Origin of the sequence: Streptomyces sp. NPDC096105 (genome assembly GCF_044763335.1) — a bacterium.
GTDB lineage: Bacteria > Actinomycetota > Actinomycetes > Streptomycetales > Streptomycetaceae > Streptomyces.
The window spans coordinates 92,897-112,149 of the sequence record NZ_JBIWGC010000013.1 but is presented as its reverse complement, the minus strand read 5'-3'; the positions used below and the strand labels follow the sequence as shown (position 1 = coordinate 112,149).

21 protein-coding genes are annotated in these 19,253 nt (G+C 68.8%); 12 read left to right on the top strand and 9 right to left on the bottom strand.

Features of this window, described 5'->3' with window-relative positions; all coding sequences use genetic code 11:
- Window positions 1-682: 682 nt before the first annotated feature.
- From ACIQ8B_RS21040 to ACIQ8B_RS21005, 8 genes are all read right to left on the bottom strand, one after another.
- Complete coding sequence (locus ACIQ8B_RS21040; protein ID WP_403548676.1) at window positions 683-1,300, bottom strand: hypothetical protein; 618 nt, start codon at window positions 1,298-1,300, stop codon at window positions 683-685.
- Window positions 1,297-1,965, bottom strand: a complete 669-nt coding sequence (locus ACIQ8B_RS21035) for a hypothetical protein (RefSeq protein WP_403548674.1) — start codon at window positions 1,963-1,965, stop codon at window positions 1,297-1,299. The genes ACIQ8B_RS21040 and ACIQ8B_RS21035 overlap by 4 nt, the downstream gene beginning before the upstream one ends.
- The gene (locus ACIQ8B_RS21030) at window positions 1,955-2,365 is read right to left on the bottom strand and encodes a hypothetical protein (RefSeq protein ID WP_106412999.1); all 411 of its coding nucleotides are present in this window, start codon (window positions 2,363-2,365) and stop codon (window positions 1,955-1,957) included. The genes ACIQ8B_RS21035 and ACIQ8B_RS21030 overlap by 11 nt, the downstream gene beginning before the upstream one ends.
- Window positions 2,366-2,378: 13 nt before the next feature.
- Entirely contained in the window at window positions 2,379-3,629 is a 1,251-nt protein-coding gene (locus ACIQ8B_RS21025; RefSeq protein WP_403548672.1) for a hypothetical protein, read from the bottom strand.
- Between the two features lie 129 nt (window positions 3,630-3,758).
- On the bottom strand, window positions 3,759-4,046 hold the full coding sequence (locus tag ACIQ8B_RS21020; protein WP_403548671.1) for a hypothetical protein: 288 nt from the start codon (window positions 4,044-4,046) through the stop codon (window positions 3,759-3,761).
- Between the two features lie 89 nt (window positions 4,047-4,135).
- A complete protein-coding gene (locus tag ACIQ8B_RS21015; RefSeq protein WP_403548669.1) occupies window positions 4,136-5,179 on the bottom strand; it encodes a hypothetical protein in 1,044 nt (347 codons plus the stop codon).
- Complete coding sequence (locus ACIQ8B_RS21010) at window positions 5,167-5,841, bottom strand: hypothetical protein (protein WP_403548668.1); 675 nt, start codon at window positions 5,839-5,841, stop codon at window positions 5,167-5,169. The genes ACIQ8B_RS21015 and ACIQ8B_RS21010 overlap by 13 nt, the downstream gene beginning before the upstream one ends.
- A 721-nt stretch (window positions 5,842-6,562) precedes the next feature.
- The gene (locus ACIQ8B_RS21005) at window positions 6,563-7,456 is read right to left on the bottom strand and encodes a hypothetical protein (RefSeq protein WP_403548666.1); all 894 of its coding nucleotides are present in this window, start codon (window positions 7,454-7,456) and stop codon (window positions 6,563-6,565) included.
- A 523-nt stretch (window positions 7,457-7,979) separates the two neighbouring features.
- On the opposite strand from ACIQ8B_RS21005, the gene ACIQ8B_RS21000 reads away from it, so the two are divergent.
- From ACIQ8B_RS21000 to ACIQ8B_RS20950, 11 genes are all read left to right on the top strand, one after another.
- Window positions 7,980-8,711, top strand: coding sequence for a hypothetical protein (locus ACIQ8B_RS21000; protein ID WP_403548664.1), 732 nt, complete (start codon window positions 7,980-7,982; stop codon window positions 8,709-8,711).
- 17 nt (window positions 8,712-8,728) lie between these two features.
- Window positions 8,729-9,595, top strand: coding sequence for a hypothetical protein (locus tag ACIQ8B_RS20995; protein ID WP_403548662.1), 867 nt, complete (start codon window positions 8,729-8,731; stop codon window positions 9,593-9,595).
- Window positions 9,592-10,899 (top strand): CpaF family protein, encoded by a 1,308-nt coding sequence (locus ACIQ8B_RS20990; protein WP_290005716.1) that lies wholly within the window; start codon window positions 9,592-9,594, stop codon window positions 10,897-10,899. The genes ACIQ8B_RS20995 and ACIQ8B_RS20990 overlap by 4 nt, the downstream gene beginning before the upstream one ends.
- A 124-nt stretch (window positions 10,900-11,023) precedes the next feature.
- Window positions 11,024-11,980 (top strand): type II secretion system F family protein, encoded by a 957-nt coding sequence (locus ACIQ8B_RS20985; RefSeq protein ID WP_290005861.1) that lies wholly within the window; start codon window positions 11,024-11,026, stop codon window positions 11,978-11,980.
- 14 nt (window positions 11,981-11,994) lie between these two features.
- On the top strand, window positions 11,995-12,906 hold the full coding sequence (locus ACIQ8B_RS20980) for a type II secretion system F family protein (protein WP_290005862.1): 912 nt from the start codon (window positions 11,995-11,997) through the stop codon (window positions 12,904-12,906).
- 85 nt (window positions 12,907-12,991) lie between these two features.
- Complete coding sequence (locus ACIQ8B_RS20975) at window positions 12,992-13,243, top strand: hypothetical protein (RefSeq protein ID WP_106412990.1); 252 nt, start codon at window positions 12,992-12,994, stop codon at window positions 13,241-13,243.
- A 29-nt stretch (window positions 13,244-13,272) separates the two neighbouring features.
- A complete protein-coding gene (locus ACIQ8B_RS20970) occupies window positions 13,273-13,722 on the top strand; it encodes a TadE family protein (protein WP_106412989.1) in 450 nt (149 codons plus the stop codon).
- Window positions 13,722-14,168 carry a TadE/TadG family type IV pilus assembly protein gene (locus tag ACIQ8B_RS20965; RefSeq protein ID WP_403548659.1) on the top strand — a complete coding sequence of 149 codons (447 nt, stop codon included), beginning with the start codon at window positions 13,722-13,724 and terminating at the stop codon, window positions 14,166-14,168. The genes ACIQ8B_RS20970 and ACIQ8B_RS20965 overlap by 1 nt, the downstream gene beginning before the upstream one ends.
- Window positions 14,169-14,200: 32 nt before the next feature.
- Window positions 14,201-14,662 (top strand): Tad domain-containing protein, encoded by a 462-nt coding sequence (locus ACIQ8B_RS20960; RefSeq protein ID WP_290005864.1) that lies wholly within the window; start codon window positions 14,201-14,203, stop codon window positions 14,660-14,662.
- A gap of 4 nt (window positions 14,663-14,666) precedes the next feature.
- Window positions 14,667-14,807, top strand: coding sequence for a hypothetical protein (locus ACIQ8B_RS20955; protein WP_290005730.1), 141 nt, complete (start codon window positions 14,667-14,669; stop codon window positions 14,805-14,807).
- 377 nt (window positions 14,808-15,184) lie between these two features.
- Window positions 15,185-15,418 carry a hypothetical protein gene (locus ACIQ8B_RS20950; RefSeq protein WP_403548657.1) on the top strand — a complete coding sequence of 78 codons (234 nt, stop codon included), beginning with the start codon at window positions 15,185-15,187 and terminating at the stop codon, window positions 15,416-15,418.
- Window positions 15,419-15,448: 30 nt separating this feature from the next.
- On the opposite strand, the gene ACIQ8B_RS20945 is transcribed toward ACIQ8B_RS20950, so the two are convergent.
- On the bottom strand, window positions 15,449-15,793 hold the full coding sequence (locus ACIQ8B_RS20945; RefSeq protein WP_403548655.1) for a hypothetical protein: 345 nt from the start codon (window positions 15,791-15,793) through the stop codon (window positions 15,449-15,451).
- Window positions 15,794-16,275: 482 nt separating this feature from the next.
- Here ACIQ8B_RS20945 and ACIQ8B_RS20940 point away from each other — a divergent pair, with 482 nt between their 5' ends.
- A complete protein-coding gene (locus tag ACIQ8B_RS20940) occupies window positions 16,276-19,245 on the top strand; it encodes a BTAD domain-containing putative transcriptional regulator (RefSeq protein WP_403548653.1) in 2,970 nt (989 codons plus the stop codon).
- Window positions 19,246-19,253 lie beyond the last annotated feature (8 nt).

Here is a 19,253-nt window from a genome sequence, read left to right as displayed (position 1 = left end):
GCGACGCAACAGCGGTGAGTGACATCCGTACGTGCGGGACCGTCGTTCCGACCGACCGGGTTCCCCTGCCACTGGAACCGTCGGACGACGTGAAGAGCTGGGCGAAGAGCACCGCGGTGGCGCTGTGTGAACGGGGCCGGGCAGCGGGCCACGAGTCGGACCGGAGGACACTGTGGCGAGATTTCCGCGAACGAGCACGGAGGGCCGAAGGTCACACGCACGGAACTGCGGGTTGGTGCGGCCATACGCATCCGCCAGACCTGGCGATGAGCGGAGCCTCGGGCACGGCTCCAGGGGGCCTGTTGAAGACTGTCACGTACGGGGTTCTGCCGACCGGTTCGCATGCCGTGGTGTTGCTGTTGGCGACCTGGTCGGTGCCCGGACTGACCGAGGAGATGTAAAAGGCCGTGGACGGCATCGCGCCGACGTTCGCGGACGCTGAAGATCTGCTTGACCAGTGCCGCGTGCTGAACCTTGCACTCGGTGAAGATGCTCCGCTCAAGGCAGTGGACTGGGCACGGATGCTCCTGGCAGCAGAGATTGTCTTTGTCAGCGCCCTTGCTGGCTCGGGCGTCGATGCTGGCAGCGCTTTGTGCCTGCATCTGGGATGTCCTCTCCTTATCGGGACGATGCCACAGAGAGAAAGCTCATCCGGATCTCGTGAATCGCCCAATGACCTACATCAGGGAATGAAGATGGCGAGTGAGCGCGCCAGTTCTTCCAGGTCAGCAGCAGCGTGCATGACTCTGGCAACGTCTTCGGTGGCTGTCCAAACAACTACGTCCGCCTCGTGTTCAGTGACTTGCCATGCATATCGAACACACGCCAGTAGATGCGACGAATCTTTCTGGGTGACATACCGAAACGTCGTCATGCCTTCGCCCAGGTGTTCGGAGTGGAAAGTCTTCACCACAGGTGGCTCAACGGCATTCGGGTCGTCTGCCTCGGTGAGAGCGCGCAGGGTGGAGTTGCGCGGTTCTCTCGCCGGGCCGATTGCTGCGCAAACCGGGAGCGGGACATCTGTTGGGTGGTCAAAATGTAGAAACAGCCAATGGTCCGACCCAGGAGGGCATAGGGATTCGGCGCAACGAGACAGAGTTTCGCCTACGAACTCCACGCCGTTACGGCCAGGATCGAGCTCTCGTTCCGACCACAGGTCTTCGGCCTGTTCCAAGCACCAGGATCTGATGTCATCCCATTCCTCGAAGGGGGCTGAGGGTCCTGACCGCGGGGGGACGATTACCCAGGAATAGGAGTCGACGTATTCGATGTCGATGATTGGCCAGAAAATACCGCTCATTCGAACCTCCAACGAAAGGTTGCCATAACTGCATCGAACCATTCGACGAGAACCTCTGCCAGTTCATCTCTCGGGTTCCCTCCTCCGACCGTCGAGAAGGCGGCCACAAACCACCGGGCAGGGTTTCCGGGAACGGATGCGATGTACTCGACCCGGCGTGAGGCGACCCCTACGCCGTGGTTGGGATCTGCCTCCGCCACGAACTCTCGCCGGACGGCGACTGACCCGTCGACCTCTCCAGAACTGAGATCAGCGTTCGACCCCTCCCGAGACAGCAACTGCACCACCAGGTCGGTGGGATCCGCAAACGATGCTCCCGGTTCGCGCTCCGGTAGGGTAGTTTCCGTCACAAGGATTGACGCGCCAAGGTTGAATTTTTGATCACCCACAGGCTTCACGGGAACGTATAGGTCGAGTCCGTTTTTCTGCTGAGCCTGAGCGACAGAGCTTCGAAAGCGTGCCGATATTTCCCTCTTGTAGGGTCCGACCTTGTCCGGGGGAAGATGTTCCGGGATGCGTGAAAACAAGCCCTTCAGGATGCTTCCGACAGCTTCTTCCGTGCCCTGCCGCAGGGGTACTTGAGCCCACTGGGAAGGCAGCAAAAGGCGATAACCTGTCGCGGGCTTACTGCTCTCATCCGCCGCCGCGGTCTGCTCAGCGTCCATGCGCGGACTCCCTATGATTGAGATAGTGAACTCCTGACAGCCCACCCAGGCTTGCGACCACCCCTAGCCAAAGTATCCATTCACCTTGCAACAGGGCGGACGCCAGTGCGTAGAGGAGGTAGAACGCCAGCGCGCTCCTGAGGAACATCCGCTCATTGGACAGTGTCGCCCAGTCGGCCGGACGCCGCGCCAGCCAAAGGAGAATCACCGGTGTGGCAGTGACCACCAACCATTCCCAGGTAGGCATGGGAAGCAATTCCTCGCCGAAGATGTCCTCGGTGAAGGGGCCGGCCAGCACTCGGAAAACGGCCAGGAGGAAGACCACCTTCACTCCCGCGACGCAGTAGGAGAGAAGAGGAACTTTCTGGTCATCTGCTTTGGTCTGACGAGGTTCCGTCATCGATCGGACTCCTTCACCACTGGGACCCTACGGGTGCGGTCATGCGATCCTTCATTCTGCTGTAACCATCATCAGTCATGGAGTCCGCTCCCTTGTCCCCCACGTCCAATACAGTGGAAACCGTCCATGAGCCCCGGACCACGTCTGCGTGGCGTTGAGCTTGGCTAGCGTTGGAGGCGAGTTCGGAGCTGCTCGGGTACGTGTCACGCCACTTGTTGATATCTTTGATCTGTTTGGCAAGGTTCTCATCCCCGATGGATCTCGCCTTGTCGCTCGCGGTAACCTGCGGCATTTCGGCATCGCGCACTTCGTCGGCGGCACGCTTCCCAGCAGCGCGGTTCTTGGCCTCTAGGCGCAGCCGTCTGGCTCGGGCGGTCTCGCGGTTTCTCCGTGACGTACCACCGCCGCGCTTTCTCTCTGCCTTGGCTGCAGTCTTCCGAGCCCCTGCGTTGGCCTGCGCGGCCTGCGCGGTAGATTTTTCTTTGGCAAGACCTGCTGCCGCCTTGCGCGAGTTTTGCTGCAAGGTCTTGATGGCCTTCGCCGCTTTCATTCCGTTACGCGCCAATTTCAGTGCACCGAGGTCCATCACCACATCGAACCAAGACCCGTTTCCGGTGACAGCCTGCGCGATGTGGATAGCCGCTACAACGGCCGTGAGGGCAAGTGCAATCACACCCAAGGCTGGGAAGAATATGGCCACGGCTCCGACAATGGTTGCGGCCCAACTGGCCCAGTTAGCGATGTCTCCTAGCCAGTCTGCGTCAGCCACCCAGCCCTTGACGTTGTTCCACCAGCTGTCCTTCATGTCGTCATCGATGGACGACCTAATTTCGCGGGCGAAGTGGCCGGAGCGCTCCTCGTAACTTCCCTCTGCCGAGTTGAGGCGTTTACGGGCCTCCTCTAGGTCTTCCTTGGCCTGTTTGAGGACCGGATCTTCGTTCGAACCGTTCTTCTCCTCCTCCTTCTTGTGATCATCGGATAAATGATCGTCGCTCTTGGAGCGGCTTTCGATGGTCCGCTGGGCTTCCTGTGCGTCACGGAGTGCCTTGTCCGCCCTCTTCTGAAAATCCTCCAGCTCGTCAGCCCAGTGGGAGAGGTACCCCTTCACCTCGCGATATCGATCTTCTGCTAGATCGAGTTTGCGCCCCAGCCCGCGGGCGCTTTCGGCTAGTTCGTCAGCATATTTGCCTTTCAGGTTGTCGGCATCCGCCATGGCGGTGAGCGCCTCCGCCTGAGTGCGCAAATACTCGGCGATCTTCTTCATGTGCTTGACCTGTTCGCGGATCTCAGTCGGATCGCCAGGTACTGGGTCGCTTTCGCGTAGTGGATGCCAGTCCGTAGGCCTTGCCATATTGGCCCCTCAGGGAAGGTGTGACGTATGCAGATTAATTTGTTACTTCTTTTTCTTGCCAGCCTTGGTCAACTCGTCCTCTAGTCCCTGGAAGGCGTCGCGTGTCGCTTCAACCATTTTTCCGACGTTCTCCAGAGACTCAAGTAGACGCTTTCTGTTGTCGTCCCAATTTTCAATGAAGTCCGTCATGGCGCTCTTGAGTTCAGTGGCCCCGACTGCAGAAGTGATCTCACCTTTCCACTCGCCGAGATCGCTGAATTCCTTTTGAATTTCCTTGAGTTGCTTTGCCGACTTCTTCAAAAGTGCAAGGTCGACAGTCAAGTCGGACATATAAGGCATCCAGGTTGTCGAGGTGAGTGTCGGAGCTACGTAAAGACGTAGGGTGGTCGGTCAAACTGCAGGCAGGTTCATTCTGCAGGTCAACGGTTGACTGCTTGGATCTCCTGAACGGTGACTGCCTGATCGTTGCCGAAGGTGCCGTCGGGTAGGTCGCCGCCTGTGCCGCCGGTTCCCGCCCAAGTGATCTTCCAGGTGATCGTCGCCCGCAATTTGAAGGTGCTGTCGCCGGATGACCGTAGATATCTGAGACCACAGGGCGGTGTCCGGTCGGCCTTACCCTTGGCGTATGGCTCTCCGATGGAGCCGTCGCCGTTGATCCGGCACTCCCCGGAGGAGGGGTAGAGCTCGGCATCTTCTGTGCCTGGGGCCAGTTTGAGGGAGACCGGCTCGGCCGTGGTGGTTGCCTGGATGTCGAGACCGGGTGTGTTAAGCGAAGCAGTGACTGACACGGGTTGGAACTCACCCTTGTCCAGCCAAGCCCATGTGGGGAGGTTGACCTTGGTCACAGCCTCGGGAGCGAGCGTCACCTCGGTTCCGGGGACTTTGATCTGTTCATACGCCAGGCCCGCAAGGGTTTCAGGAGTGATGGCGTTCTTGACGTCCGGCGTACCGCCGTTTTCGGCCCAGAAGGGAAGCGTTGAATTGCAGGCGGTACGCTCGAGAATGGGAGCGTTCGGGTTTTCGACTGGGCCCCACCACATTCCCTCGCCCTGCTTGTCGAGGTTGTAGTTCTTGTACTTTCCGTCCTTATACATCTGGCGGAACTCGTACGATCCCTTTCTCGCGTGAGGAGCCTGTTGGGGGTCGTTGGAGACCTTCTTGTAGCCGGCCTCAGTCTCCTTGGCGAACTGTTTTGCGGTCCACTTGGGCGCGAGCCAGCATGCCGGGGGTGACCAGGAGGCACCTGCGACCGTCACGGACCCGACGTGGGGGCCGGAGCCGTTCTTCGAGGTGTCGTACGAGATAGCTGTGGCCCTGGCGTAGAGGTTGTCGCCCTCGAGGCCGGCGCCGGTGTCCGTGCCCTTGTCGACGGGGCCGCCGGCGAACGCACTGTGGGAGGCTGTCAGGAGGAGGGTGGTCGCGAGGCCAACTGTGCACACGCTGCGGAGGGCTACGCTTTGCACTGCGTGGCCTCCTTCTGAACCTCGATGGTTTCAGCGGTCCACAGGCCCTTGGCCTCCTTGGATGCCTGCATGACGATTTCGAAGAAGTAGTAGTCCTTGTCGCTGGGCTCAGTCTTGAGGACCTTCTGGGTCTTGACCTCTTTGCCGTAGAACTTCGAGTCGTCGTTGCAGAAGGAAACCGAGGCGCGGCTACCGTCACCCGCCATCTCCACCTTGGCCCGCGTATAGCGCTGGACACCGGTGATGGTCCAGCCGCCGTCGACGTACTGTTGGATCTGCTTCTTCGCATACGCCTGAGCGCTGCCGCCGGGTGTGGAGTAGAACTTGTACGCCGAGTGCTCTGCGTCTTGTTGGACGATGCCGTAGTTGATGGCACGCACGAAGTTCTCCGCGTCATGGAGCGCCGCTGCCTGTTTGGCGTCGGACGGCTCGGCGCGATCGAACACCATCCTGAAGTCCGAGGGGAAGGTCAGCTTCGGGCGCTTGATGTCCGAAACGTTCTTTGATGCGGTGGGCGACGTCGACGGCGCGGTGCCACCGCTGTCGGCACCCGCGATCTTGTCGCTGTCATTTGAGCTGTCCTCCCCGCCGCTGCAGGCCGTCAGCAGCAGGGCTGCTGTTGCCGCAAGCGCGACAGCAACGGGCAAAGATCGGCGCTTCACAGTGACTCCCCGTGAGACAGAAGTGCAGTCGAGAGCAGAGACGGTATCGGTGCCGTTTCCGGTTTCGCCAGGGCGAAGAGGCCCGCGAAGGGGGCGATCACGGCACGTGGGGCTGAACGGGAGTGATCGGAAATATCTTCGAAGCATGCAGGTCACGTCAGTTGAATCGTTCCTCGGAAACCGCACTGTGTGCCACGCCACCCAACGGCCCCGCTGCTCGGTCCTCGATGCCAGTGCGAAGAGCGCCAGAAGTGCGCTGGGCTGGGTGTACCAGAGCGGTGTGTCACCTCAGCTTCGCGGTCTGCGTCCTCGCAGTTGCTGACAACGTCACCCGCGCGGACGAACTGGGCGTGGCGCGTACGGGACACGCTGTGGGGTGACGTCGTCGGCGTTAAGCCGATCGTCTCCTGCTGCGGCGACGACGTGGGGGGAACGTGAGCGTGGTGGCTACCTGTCGGACCCTGGGGTTCGGGGGTCAAGGCCCGTGCGATGACTGCCTCCTGCTCGCTCAGTGGCAGTTGAGTCGTCTCAGGCACCTGCGGCGTACAGGCCAACCTGTCGGCGGCCAACGCCGACGAAGACTCGTGCAGGGCGACCTCGTCATCGTGTTCCTGAAGTGAGGAGCCCCTCACCTCGGCGCAGGCGACCATCAGCCGGGTCGGCCGCTCGGACGGCGCGACGACGCCCATGGCCGCGGCGGAACGGTTCACCAAAGGGCTCCTCAAAGCCTCTTAAGAGTTTCAGTCGTCGAGCAGCGCCCGCAGCTGAGGCGAAAGATCCGAAGTCTCCACTCCCGCCGCCCGGGCCGCCACAACTGCTCGGGCGTACGCCTCCGCCTCCGGCCGCAGGCCCGCCTTCCGGCTTCCCTGGCGGTGCCCGCGACCCAGACGACGACGGCGAGGGGTACGAGCGCCAGCGCGGCGAGACCGAGGGGTTCGCCCGAACTGATCGCCACCGCGGCGCCGATCCCGCCGGCGAACAGCAGCAGCCAGCCCACCTCATCGTGCCAGCCGCCCTGGTCGGGGACGCGTTCGTACTCCGACACCGCGGCCGGTTTCGGCGGAGGCGACACCTTCGAAAGTGTGCCGGTGCCTTCGGCGGACCGTTCCGCCGGTGCGTACCTCGTTATCGGCGCGGCGCCCTTGCCGCCTCCGTCCTCCCGGCGTCCCTCCAGCCACGCGGGCACATGGGCCGGTTCGATGCCGTAGGCCCGGGCGAGGCCCAGCACCTCGCGGTAGCCCGCCAGTTCCTTGTGCGTCAAAGCACGCTTCCAGCGGAGGCGGGCCAGCGTGAGGCATGCGACGGCCAGGACCAGCAGCGGACCCGCGGGGGCGTAGGCGAGCAGTGGCTTGCCGGCCGTCGCGGGGGCGGTGTGGCCGATGAACGGCCAGAGCATGCCCGCCGCCAGAGCGAGACCGCCGATCCATCCGGCGGGCCCGCGGGATGCCCGGTCGACGGCACGCCGGTGCCGCGCGAGCAGTTCGCTCACCGCCTCGTCGTCCGTGTAGTCGACCCCGGTACGCGCGCCGACGGCACAGACCCCCTCCAACAGGCGTGAGTCCGCCGTAAACGCGGCGCCGCCGAGCGGCGGTGTCACCGTTCGTGCTTCCGTCACCGTGGATTCCCCCGCATGCTTGCTCGTCGCGTGCTCGGTGACATCCCTCGATGCCGGGATCGGCGTCATGCCCGTCGCCCTGGGCGACCGAACGGTCACCGATCCGGGGCACGATGATGGCACGCGCCTCCGATGCCCTCGTGAGCGGTTGGTGAGGAAGGCGTGTGTGGCGGGTGAGAGGGTGGCCGCGAAAAACGGCCAGAAGCGGGAGTTGAAGCTTCGCGCCCGCACAGCGGAAGTGTTGTCCCGCGGCCGATCCCAACTGGGTTGTTGAAGCATGAAATTGCAGATGAGTAACGGTGAGCGGGCCGAGGCGGGTGAGGATGTACTTGTCTTGAGGGCCGTATGCCCGGCTGATACGGTGCGATGGCTTGACACTCACGTACGCGTTGGCTATCTGCCCGGATCGGGGTGGGTGCGTCCCGCACGTCCCGCATGTCTGCGCGCGAGCGGACGCTGGTGAAGTGTCCGCTTTTCAAAGGAACTTGGCAGACATCATCTTGGGTGTACGGGGAGCGGCTGCGTGAAGATCCAGGAGCGTACGGGGGCGGGCGCGGGTCGTTCCGCGGCTCCGGCCGGGCCGTCGGTCGGTGAGCGGCTTCCCACTCCGCCCCGCGAGCGCAAGCCGGCGCTCGCCGCGCTGGCCGTGCTACTGATCCTGGTGGGCGCGCTGGGCGCCACCATGCTCGTGCTGCAGGCCGGCGACCGGATCGAGGTCGTCAAGATCACCGAGGAGATCCCGGCCGGACAGGCGGTCAACGACAGCAACACCACGTCGGTGATGGTCGCCGAGGACCCGGGCATCAACTACGTGAAGTGGTCCCAGCTCGACGCCCTGAAGAAGCTGAAGGCCGTCACCACCATCCCCGGCGGCGTGGTCGCCGTCGGCGAGATGTTCGGTCAGGAGGCCAAGGTGCCCGAGGGCAAGGCCCTCGTCGGGGTGTCCCTGAAGGAGGGACAGTACCCGGCCGGGCTGAAGTCGGGCGCCACGGTCGCCGTGTACCGGGTCGGCGGGGCCGCGCGGTCCGGGTCGGACGGCGACGGTGAGGGCGGCTCCTCCGGCTCCACCGGCGGCGGTGACTCCGTGATCGTGGAGAAGGCGGTCGTCAACTACGTCCAGGACGCGGGGGACGACGACATCGTCGGCAGCACCAACCGGCCCGTGACGCTGCTGGTCGACGACGCGCAGGCCGCGGCGCTCACCCAGGCCGCCTCCAACGGCGAGGTGGCGCTCGTCCTCGTCCCTGGCAACTAGAAGGCGGCACCCGACCCATGGCCCTCATCGCCCTCGCCGCCGACAAGGGTTCCCCCGGCGTCACCACCGCGGCCGTCGCCCTCGCGGCGGTCTGGCCGCGCCGCGTGCTGCTCGCCGAGACCGACCCGGCGGGCGGTGACCTCGTGTACCGCAGTGCCGCCGCGCACGGCGGCCCGCTCAATCCCAACACCGGCATGCTGTCCATCGCCGCCACCGCGCGGCGCGGCCTCGTGCCCGATCAGCTCTGGGACCACGTGCAGCCGTTGAGCGGCGGACTCGAGGTCCTCGTCGGTCTGGGCATCGCCGAGCAGGCGGCCGGCCTGGCCGGACTGTGGCCCACGCTCGGCCACGCCTTCGCCGCCCTCGCCGACTCGCCCAACGCGCCCGCCGACGTCATCGCCGACTGCGGCCGCATCAGCGGTGACACCCCGGCCGCCGAGCTGTTCCCGCACGCCTCCCTCGTGCTGCTGATCTCGCGCACCGAGCCCGAGTCGCTGGCCCGGGTGCGGGACCGGGCGGCGGCGCTGGCCGGCAAGCTGCACGGCGGCCCGCGCGGCGCCGCCACCCTGAACAGCCCGGTCATCGGGGTCGTCCTGGTCGCCGACCCGGGCAACGCCGCCAAGCTGGCGGGCCAGGTCAACGACATGCTCGTGCACGCCCGGACCGGCGCCCGCGTGGTCGGCACCCTCGCCGACGACCCGGCCGGCGCCGAGCAGCTCGCCGGGCGCCGCCGCGGCCGGCTGGACAAGTCGCTGCTGATCCGCTCGGCGCGCAAGGTCACGGCCGACGTGTACCAGCAGTACGGCGCCGCGTGGGCCGCCCAGACCCAGGCCCAGCAGGCGCACGCCGCTCCGCCGCCCCAGGGTCGCGGAGCCGGGCGATGACCGCTGTCGACCACTCCCTGGTCAAGCGGTTCCGTCAGGAGGCCGGTGACCGGATCGCGGAGCAGCGCCGCCTCGACCAGGTCAACGGCGTCACGCCGATGTCCAGCGAGGACGAGCGGCAGTACGCCCGTGCCGTCATAGCCCAGATCCTCGAGGAGCACGCCCGCTCCGAGATCAACGCGGGCCGTACGCCGCTGGACGCGGAGACCGAGGAGCAGTACGCGGCCGCGGTGCACGCGGCGCTGTTCGGGGTGGGCCGGCTCCAGCCGCTGCTCGACGACCCCGAGGTCGAGAACATCGACATCAACGGCTGTGACCAGGTGTTCGTCGGCTACTCCGACGGGCGCGAGGTGCGCGGCGAGCCGGTCGCCGAGACCGACGAGGAGCTCATCGAGCTGATCCAGGTGCTGGGCGCCTACTCGGGTCTGTCGTCCCGGCCCTTCGACTCCGCCAACCCGCAGCTCGACCTGCGGCTGCCGGACGGTTCGCGTCTGTCGGCCGTCATGGACGTGGCCCGCCGGCCCGCGCTGTCCATCCGCCGGGCCCGCATGGGCAAGGTGTTCATCTCCGACCTGGTGGGCAACGGCACGCTGACGCCGGAGCTCGGGCACTTCCTGGCCTGCGCGGTCCGCGCCCGCAAGAACATCATGATCGCGGGCGCCACCAACGCCGGCAAGACCACGCTGCTGCGCGCCCTCGCCAACGAGATCCCCCCGCACGAGCGTCTGATCACCGTGGAACGCGCGCTGGAGCTCGGCCTGGACACGTTCCCCGATCTGCACCCCAACGTGGTGGCGTTCGAGGAGCGGCTGCCCAACTCCGAAGGGCAGGGCGCCATTTCGATGGCGGAGCTGGTGCGCCGGTCGCTGCGCATGAACCCCTCCCGGGTCATCGTCGGTGAGGTGCTCGGCGACGAGATCGTGACCATGCTGAACGCGATGTCCCAGGGCAACGACGGTTCGCTGTCCACGATCCACGCCAACAGCTCCAGCGAGGTGTTCAACCGCATCTCCACCTACGCCCTCCAGGCCACCGAGCGGCTGCCCATCGAGGCCAGCCAGATGCTCATCGCCGGCGCGGTGAACTTCGTCGTCTTCATCCAGCGGCGCAACGGCTACCAGAGCGGCGGCCGCCTCCAGCGCATGGTCACCTCGGTGCGCGAGGTCAACGGCGTGGACGGGCGCGTGCTGTCCAGCGAGGTCTTCGCCGAGACGCCCGACGGCCGGGTGGTCCCGCACGCCCCCATAGCCTGCCTGGAGGATCTGATGGCCCACGGCTACCGGCCCAGCGGAACGTGGGGGTGAGCCGATGACGCCCGAGCACGTGACCGCATCCGTGAGCACCCCTTTGACCGCATCCGTGACCACGCCCCTGACCGCCCCCGTGCCCGCCACCGCCGACCTGGCCGCGCTCGGCTCGGTCGGCACCATGGGCGGACTGTTCTCCACCACCGTGCTGTACGCGCTCGGCTGCGGTGTCGCCGTCGGCGGCGGTCTCGCGCTGCTCCTCGTCGCCGTACGCGGTCTGCCCGCGAAGCCCGAGCACGAGAAGCAGAAGGCGAGCGAGCGGGCGGGCGAGCTGATGCGGTTCGCCGGGCGGCGCGGTTCGCTGGCCGTGCTCGTCGGCCTCGCCGTGCTGCTGATGACCCGCTGGGCCGTCGCCGGTGTCGCCTCCGCCGTCCTCGTCTTCTTCTGGGACCGCCTCTTCGGCGGCGCCTCCGAGGAGCGGGCCGCGATGCGCCGCGTGGAGGCGCTCGCCTCGTGGACGGAGTCGCTGCGCGACACCATCGCCGGCGCGGTCGGTCTGGAGCAGGCCATCCCGGCGTCCGCGCGGGCCGCCGCGCCCGTGCTGCGCCCCCACCTCGACGCGCTGGTCGACCGGCTGCGCGCCCGCACCCCGCTGCCCGAGGCGCTGCAGCAGCTCGCCGACGAGATCGACGACGCCTCCGCCGACATCATCGTCGCCGCCCTCATCCTCAACGCCCGCCTGCGCGGCCCCGGTCTGCGGCAGGTGCTCGGCGCGCTCGCCAAGTCGGCGCGCGAGGAGGTCGACATGCGGCAGCGCGTGATGGCGCAGCGCGCGTCCACGCGCCGCTCGGTGCAGATCGTGGTCGCCGTGTCGATCGCGTTCGTGCTCGGACTGTCCATCTTCAACCGGGACTTCGTGGAGCCGTACGGCACGGCCGTCGGCCAGGTCGTCCTCGCCTGCGTGTGCGGGCTGTTCGCGCTCGGCTTCTGGTGGCTGCGCAAGCTGTCCACCATCGAGACGCCCGAACGCTTCCTGGTGCGCGACGAGTCGTCGGTGCGCCTGGTGCGTCCCCGCACCCCGGGCGCCGCGCCCGCGCAGCAGTCGCCGTTCCAGCCGGAGGAGGGGGTGCGCCGGTGAACGACGGACTGACGATGCCGGTGGTCGTCGGCGCGGTCGTCGGACTGGGCGTCTACGTCCTGGTCCGCGCGCTGATGCCCGCCAAGCGCAGCGCCCTCTCCCAGGTCGCCCGGATCGACGCGATGCGGGCCCGCGGCACGGCGTACGAGTCGGCACGGCCCACGGACACGGATTCCGGCCGCTTCGCCGCGCTGCGCGCCCAGGTGGGCGAGAAGGTCGCCGAGGTCTACCGGCAGCAGGGCTGGGAGCAGCGGTCGCTGCGCGCCGACCTCGCCGTGCTGGAGCGCAGCTGGGAGAAGTTCCTGGCGACCAAGGTGCTGCTGGCGGTGGCGGGACTGTTCTTCGGGCCGTTCCTGTTCGCCATCGTCTGGCAGCTCGGCTTCGGCAGCAGCCCGGTGATCCCGGTGTGGCTGGCGCTGCTGTGCGCGGTGCTGTTCTTCGTGCTGCCCGACCTGGAGGTGCGCCGGGACGCCGCCGAGAAGCGGCGCGACCTGCGCCGGGTGATCGGCGCGTACCTGGACCTGGTGTCGATGAGCCTGGCCGGCGGCCGGGGTCTGCCGGAGGCGCTGATGGCGGCGGCCGAGGTGTCCGACGGCTGGGCCACGCAGCGGATCCGCAACGCCCTCGCCGACGCCCGGATCACCGGTGTCAGCCAGTGGCAGGCGCTGGGGCAGCTCGGCGAGGAGCTGGGCGTGGAGGAGCTCAAGGACCTCTCCGCCTCGCTGGCGCTGGTCGCGGACGACGGCGCGAAGGTGCGGGAGTCCCTCGCCTCGCGCGCCGAGACCATGCGCCACCGCGAACTCGCCGAGATCGAGGGCAGCGCGGGTGAGAAGTCCCAGTCGATGCTCGTGGCGCAGCTGCTGCTGTGCGCGGGGTTCCTGGTGTTCCTGATCTTTCCGGCGGCGATGCGGGTGTTCCAGGTGTGAGAGACCGGACGAGTGCGCCACGAACCGCGGACCGCGCGCCGTACGTCAGAGCTTCCGTGAACCGAATTCGAGAGGACAACGCGTCATGAACGGACGTACCTTCCACACCGGCGTCCCCGCCGTCGACTTCCTGGTCACCTTCCTGCGGGCCCGTGTCGAGCGGGCGCGCTCCGGCGAGCTGGACCGCGGCGCCTCCGCGGTCGAGTGGGTCATCATCTCGGCCGTCGTCGTGGCGATCGTGGGCGTGGTGGCCGCGATCATCAACGCCGCGCTCAGCGAGGGCGCCAACAAGGTCGGCGACTGCATCAAGGGCGCGGACGCGGGCAAGACCTGCTGACCGCACGTACCTTCTCGACGTCCACGGGGATGCCGGTGCGCGTACGCGGCTGGGTACGCCGACGGGTGGAGGCCGCCTCCGCCCGCGGCGATTCCGGCATGACCGCGATCGAGTTCGTGTTCCTCACGCCCGTCCTGTTCTTCATGATCTTCGCGACGGTGCAGTTCGCGCTGTACTTCTTCGCGGATCATGTCGCCCAGGCGGCGGCGCAGGCGGGCGCGCGCAAGGCGCGGGCCACGGCGGACGCCGAGCCGGGCGCCTGGCGGGGCGAGGCACGGGACGTGGTGGACAGCTACATCCGGCAGCTGGGCCCGCAGTTGGTCATCGCCCCGGACGTGAAGATGCTCCAGCCGGAGCAGAACACGGTCGGCGTGGAGATCACGGCCCGTATCCCGACGGTGTTCCCGGGCCTGGACCTGACGGTGCACGCGCAGTCGGTGGGGCCGGTGGAGCGGTTCGTGCAGGAGGGGGAGAACTGATGCGCCGTTCCGTCTCCGTTCTCGGCGGACGGTGGCGAGCGGGGCGGCAGGACACCGCCGACCGGGGTCTGTCCACCGTCGAGGTCGTCATTCTCGCCCCCGTGATGATCCTGTTCATCCTCGTCCTGGTGGCGTTCGGCCAACTGGTCGACGGTCGCGGCGCGTTGGACGGTGCGGCGCGGGACGCGGCCCGTGCGGGGTCGATCCAGAAGGACCACACCACGGCGATGGCCGAGGCGCGTGCGGCGGCGGAGGCGAACCTTCAGGACATCTGCTCGGGCCCGGTGACCGTCGTCCAGACCAGCCAGGGCTTCGAGCCGGACACCCTGTTCAGCGTCCGGGTGAGCTGCGAGGTGCGCGGTCTCGCCATGCTGGGCCTGGACATCCCGACGACGCTGACCGCGAGCTTCAGCTCGCCGCTCGACCCGTACCGGAGGACGGCGTGACGGCACGTGTATCCGAGGGCGGCGTCCCGGGCCTGCGCGCACGTGTCCGCGCCCGGTGCGCGGACCGCGCCGGGCGGCTGGACGACCGCGGTTCGGGCGCCGGGGCGGTGATCGTCTTCGCGCTGGTGTTCCTGTCGTTGGCGGCGTTCGTCATCGACGGCGGCATGTCGATCTCCAAGCGGGAGCGCGCGGCGGACATCGCGGAACAGGCGGCCCGCTACGCCGCCCAGGACATCGACCGCGAGGCCCTCTACGACAACGAGGGCGGCCCCGCCCCCATCAACTACGAGAACTGCGACGCCCGGGTGAAGGCCTTCGCCCGCGAGATGGACATGTCCGGCCCGGACATCGCCGCCACCCACTGCGTGACGGCGACGGTCGACGCGGTCGAGGTCGAGGTCCAGCTCACGTACTCGCCCGTGTTCACGGGGATGTTCTACGGCGGCGACGTGGTGGTGCGCGGTCAGGCGATCGCGGAGAACGAGGTCGGCTGACGCCGTGCCCCGGGCTGTTCGACGCCATCGCCTCCTCGCTGACCCGGACGCGGCCGTCACCCTGATGGTGTCCTGGACCGAACCGGTCCTCGACGAACCCCTGGAGGCCATCGTGGACGGCATCGCGCGCACGCTGAGGCTCTGACCGTCCGGTCTTCCGGCCGTCCGGCCGAAGGATTCGGTGAATCGGCACAGGGTTCACGGGTGCGCCTCAGGGCGTTCACGGCAGCCGCCGGATTCCCTCGGCGGGGCTGCGGTGAAGTGGATTCCGCTCCGCCCGGCGTGAAGAAACCGCGACCTTTTCCCGGCGTTCCCGTCACACCTGTGACGTGCGGGGCGCGCGGGGGCGGACCGCCGTCCGGACGCCGCTGGCCGCCCGTGTCCCCGCATGTTGTGACCGAGTGGTGCTGTTCGTCGCGGACCGGTGATTTCCCGTTCCGGTGTTCCGGTGTTCCGGCGTTCCGTGACGGAAATCGGCGAACATGCCGCGACGCATGTCCGATACGAAGGGAAACGCGCCCCATGCATCTCGCACCCAGGGTGGAAACCGCCGAACTCTCCGACGCCGACCTGGACCTCGTCTCCGGCGGCCAGGCGGGCGGCTGCGCCGGCCTCGACCTCGGCGTCCACGCGGAGGCGGGCGCCCTCGGTGTCCACGCCGAGTCCGGGAACCTCGCCCTCACCGCCGGCGCGGGCGTCTCGCTCTCCGCGCAGGGCGTCTCGGCGGACGGCCACCTGCACGCGTCGCTGTACTGAGCCGGCGACGCGGGCCCGGGGCCGGGAAGGTCACTTCTCGGCCCCGGCCCCCTTGCCCGGGCGCTTGTCCTCGACCTTCATCTTCTCGTTGACCTGCTTGGTGAGTTCGTTCTCGAGCTTGTTGAACTCGCGGACCACCGCGTCGGACATGTCGGCGAGCGCGTCGAGCTGCTGCGTGATGTCCTCGCGCCCGTCCTCCCAGTTCGACTCGAAGTCGGCGAGCGCGTCGTTCACCGTGCTGTCGCCGATGTCGTCCTTGTACGAGTCGAAGAGCTTCTTCGTGTGGTTCATCCGCTTCTTGACCGACCGCAGCCGGCGCCCGTAGTCCTCCAGGTCGGACAGCGGAAGCGCGAGATCGGACGTGCCCTCACCCATGTGATTCCCCCTCGGCCGGCGACTGACTGCGCACCCTACGCAGGGTACGGCCGCCACCGGGCCGGTGGTCCAGGGCGCCCGGCGCCGGAACCGTCCGCCTTCAGGGCCCCGACGAACGCCCGGGGCGGCCCCCGTGCCCGGGACGGCAGCCGGGGCACGTACGCGTGGTGCGACCTTGTCACTCCTTGATCCGGGACTTCGTGTGACGGGCCGCCCCGGCGGCCGGGTGGGACCGGTACGCCGGGTCGTCCGGGGCCCGTTGCGTGATGCCGTGGTCCAGCGCCCGCGGGGAGTTCGTCGCGTGCGCGGGCGGCCGCCGCGTGGTCCGGGGCCGGCGGCTCGTCGGCTTCGGAGCCGACGGACGGTGTCGCGGGGCCGCCGCCCGGCGGGGACGGGCCGCACCCTTCGACTGCGGCCCTCCGAGTCAATAAGATCCCCGTAGCCCCGATGACCCCTTCCTCCCACCCCTCAGGACACCCGCCATGCCGCGACGCCGCAGTCCCAGCCCGTCCAGCTCGACGGCTCCGAGGAACCGCACGCCGCAGCCGGTCCGGGTGCGGCAGCGGACGTTCGGGGACTTCGTGAAGGCGTTCCTCGCGTTCGTGGCGCTGGCGGTGCTGCTCGTCGGGGTGCCGGTGGCGCTGGCGATGAGGGCGGGCTGGCCGTTCCCGGAGACGTTCGAGCCGATGGAGTGGCTCAGGCAGGACATCTCCGTCTCGACCTTCCTCTCCATCCTGACGTTCGTCGTCTGGCTCGCCTGGGCGCAGTTCACCGCCTGTGTGCTGGTGGAGATGAAGGCCGCGCTGTCGGGGGTCGGGGTGCCGGGGCGGGTGCCCGGCGCCGGGCCCAGCCAGCTGCTCGCCCGTCAGCTCGTCGCCGCGCTGCTGCTGGTCGGCGCGACCGCCGCCAGCTTCACGCCGTCGCTCGCGCAGCTCGGGCAGACCCTCGACGACAACCAGCGGCCCACCGTGGCCGCCGCCCAGCAGACGCCGGGTCTCTTCGCCCAGCACCAGGAGCAGGCGGCCGGCGCCGCCGCAGCGGTCGCCGAGCAGGCCTCGCACACCGAGGCGGCCCCCGCCGCCAAGCAGCAGGGCGACACGAAGTTCTACCGGATCCAGCCGCCGGAGGGGCGTCACCACGACTCCCTGTGGGAGATCGCCGAGCGGCACCTCGGTGACGGCCGCCGTTACAAGGAGATCTTCGAGCTCAACAAGGACCGGGTGCAGCCCGACGGTTCGCGGCTGTCCGAGGCCAGCCTGATCCGGCCCGGCTGGATCATGGAGATGCCCGGCGACGCGCGCGGCGGCGACCTCGTGGAGATGCCGGACGACGCCCCCGAGGTGTCGCCGGAGGTGCGGCAGCAGATCAGCGACTACGCGAAGACCGGTGACGGCGCGGCCGGCGGCGGCGACCAGGCGCGGGGCGGCGGGGGCAGCGGCAGTGGCGGCGGGACCGCCCACGTGAACGTGCCCGAGCAGCGGCCCGCGCCCGTCCCCGGGACCGGTCACGCCGACCTCCGGCGCCCCGCCCCGGAGCAGGCCGCCACGCCCGCCCGGGACTCCTCGTCCTTCGGGCTGCCCGAGGCCCTGCTGGCCGCTCCCCTGCTGGCCGCCGGTCTGCTCGGGGCGCTCGGCCACCGGCGCCGTCAGGCGCTGTGGCAGTCGGCGTTCGCCGGCGTCGGCGGGCGGCGCGGCATGGAGCCGCCGACGCCCGCCGGCGACGCCCTCGACGTGCAGGACGCGCTGCTGGTCGGCGCCGATCCCGAGGGCGTACGGCTGCTGGACCGGTCGCTGCGCGGGCTGGCCGCGTCGCTGGCCGCCGAGTCCCGTCCGCTGCCCACGGTCTACGCGGCCTGGCTCAGCAACGGCGACCTGCACCTCCAGCTCGCCCAGCCGTCCGGCAAGCCGCCGTCCCCGTGGCGGCTCGGGCAGGACCAGACGTTCTGGATGCTGGCCCGCGCCGACGCCGAGCAGTACGAGGACGCCGACACCGCCGCGCCCTACCCGGGCCTGGTCAGCCTCGGCACCATGGACGACTCCCGGCTGCTGCTCAACCTGGAGTCCGTCCCCGGCATCGTCTCGCTGAGCGGCCGTGAGGAGGACCGGGCGGCGGTGTTCGCCTCCGTCGCCGCCGAACTGGCCACCAACGGCTGGTCGGACCGGATGACCATCACCCTCGTCGGGTTCGGCGAGGACCTCACCGCCCTCGCGCCCAGCCGGCTGCGCCACCTCGACGGCGTCGAGGCGCTGATCGAGACGATGGAGGCGGAGACCCGGCAGCGGCGCGGCGCGCTCGGAGCCGCGGGCCACGACTCCGTGCTCACCGGCCGCACCGGCCCGGCCCGGCACACCCGTTGGGCCCCGCACCTGGTGCTGCTGGCCGCCGAGCCGTCCCCCGAGGACGCCCTGACGCTCGCCGAGCTCGCCGCCGACGCGAGCCGCCTCGGCATCGGCTACCTCGTCGGCACCGGCAGCGGCGATCTGCCGGGCGCCGCCTGGGAGATGGAGATCACCGGCGCGGGCAGGCTGCTCGCCCCGCTGCTCGGCCTGGAACTCGACGCCCAGCTGCTGCCCGCCGCCCAACGGCGCGCGGTCGTCGAGCTGTTCACCGACACCGACCCGGAGCGCGGCCCCGACGGGCCGGGCGCCACACCGCCGTTCCTCGTCGACATCAGCGAGCAGGGCCGGCCCGCCGTGTACGCGCGCCTGGTCGGGCCGTACGAGATCATCGGCCTCGAGACGCCGGACGGCGAGCGCAGCGCGCTGCTGCACGAGGCGCTGGCGCTGCTGCTCCTGCACCGCGAGGGCGTGCACCCGCGGGTGCTGTCCTCCGCGCTGTGGCCGCGCGGCGTCACCGACGACGTGCGCGAGGCGCTGATCGACCGGCTGCGGGACTGGCTCGGCACCGACCCCGACGGTGCCCCGCGGCTGCGCACCGACGACACCGGCCGGCTCACCCTCGCCAAGTCCGTGGTGTCCGACCTGGACGTGCTGCGCTCGCTGTACCACGAGGCGACGCAGGGCAAGGGCGTCGACAGCCGGGCGGTGCGCGGGCGGCTGCTCACCGACGCGCTGGTGCTGGTGCGCGGGCCGCTGCTGGCGGACCGGCCCGAGGGCCGCTACCGCTGGCTCACCCACGAGATCGTCGACGCGCAGCTCCCGCTGCTCGTCGCGGACACCGGTCTCGCGCTCGCCGCGTTCCACATGGAGAAGGACCGCGCGGAGAAGGCCATCGAGGCGCTGAACGCCGCGCTGCGCACCGCCCCGGCCGACGAGCGGCTGTGGAACGAACTGCTGCGCGCCACCCACGCCCTGGACGACCCCGGGCGGCTCACCGCCCTGGCGTCCGACCTGGTGGCCCGCAGCGGGGCCCGCGGGCTGCCGCCGCGCACCGAGGCGCTGCTCGACGAGCTGCTGCCGGCGTGGCGCGACGCGGTCGCGGCGGCGGGCTGAGCGGCCGG

Coding starts and splice junctions, on each gene's coding strand:
- ACIQ8B_RS21030 (WP_106412999.1), bottom strand. CDS start 2,365: ATGACGGAACCTCGTCAGACCAAAGCAGATGACCAGAAAGTTCCTCTT.
- ACIQ8B_RS21035 (WP_403548674.1), bottom strand. CDS start 1,965: ATGGACGCTGAGCAGACCGCGGCGGCGGATGAGAGCAGTAAGCCCGCG.
- ACIQ8B_RS20945 (WP_403548655.1), bottom strand. CDS start 15,793: ATGGGTGAGGGCACGTCCGATCTCGCGCTTCCGCTGTCCGACCTGGAG.
- ACIQ8B_RS20970 (WP_106412989.1), top strand. CDS start 13,273: ATGCCGGTGCGCGTACGCGGCTGGGTACGCCGACGGGTGGAGGCCGCC.
- ACIQ8B_RS21025 (WP_403548672.1), bottom strand. CDS start 3,629: ATGAAGAAGATCGCCGAGTATTTGCGCACTCAGGCGGAGGCGCTCACC.
- ACIQ8B_RS20975 (WP_106412990.1), top strand. CDS start 12,992: ATGAACGGACGTACCTTCCACACCGGCGTCCCCGCCGTCGACTTCCTG.
- ACIQ8B_RS20940 (WP_403548653.1), top strand. CDS start 16,276: ATGCCGCGACGCCGCAGTCCCAGCCCGTCCAGCTCGACGGCTCCGAGG.
- ACIQ8B_RS20980 (WP_290005862.1), top strand. CDS start 11,995: ATGCCGGTGGTCGTCGGCGCGGTCGTCGGACTGGGCGTCTACGTCCTG.
- ACIQ8B_RS20990 (WP_290005716.1), top strand. CDS start 9,592: ATGACCGCTGTCGACCACTCCCTGGTCAAGCGGTTCCGTCAGGAGGCC.
- ACIQ8B_RS21040 (WP_403548676.1), bottom strand. CDS start 1,300: ATGAGCGGTATTTTCTGGCCAATCATCGACATCGAATACGTCGACTCC.
- ACIQ8B_RS20985 (WP_290005861.1), top strand. CDS start 11,024: ATGGGCGGACTGTTCTCCACCACCGTGCTGTACGCGCTCGGCTGCGGT.
- ACIQ8B_RS21020 (WP_403548671.1), bottom strand. CDS start 4,046: ATGTCCGACTTGACTGTCGACCTTGCACTTTTGAAGAAGTCGGCAAAG.
- ACIQ8B_RS20995 (WP_403548662.1), top strand. CDS start 8,729: ATGGCCCTCATCGCCCTCGCCGCCGACAAGGGTTCCCCCGGCGTCACC.
- ACIQ8B_RS20950 (WP_403548657.1), top strand. CDS start 15,185: ATGCATCTCGCACCCAGGGTGGAAACCGCCGAACTCTCCGACGCCGAC.
- ACIQ8B_RS20965 (WP_403548659.1), top strand. CDS start 13,722: ATGCGCCGTTCCGTCTCCGTTCTCGGCGGACGGTGGCGAGCGGGGCGG.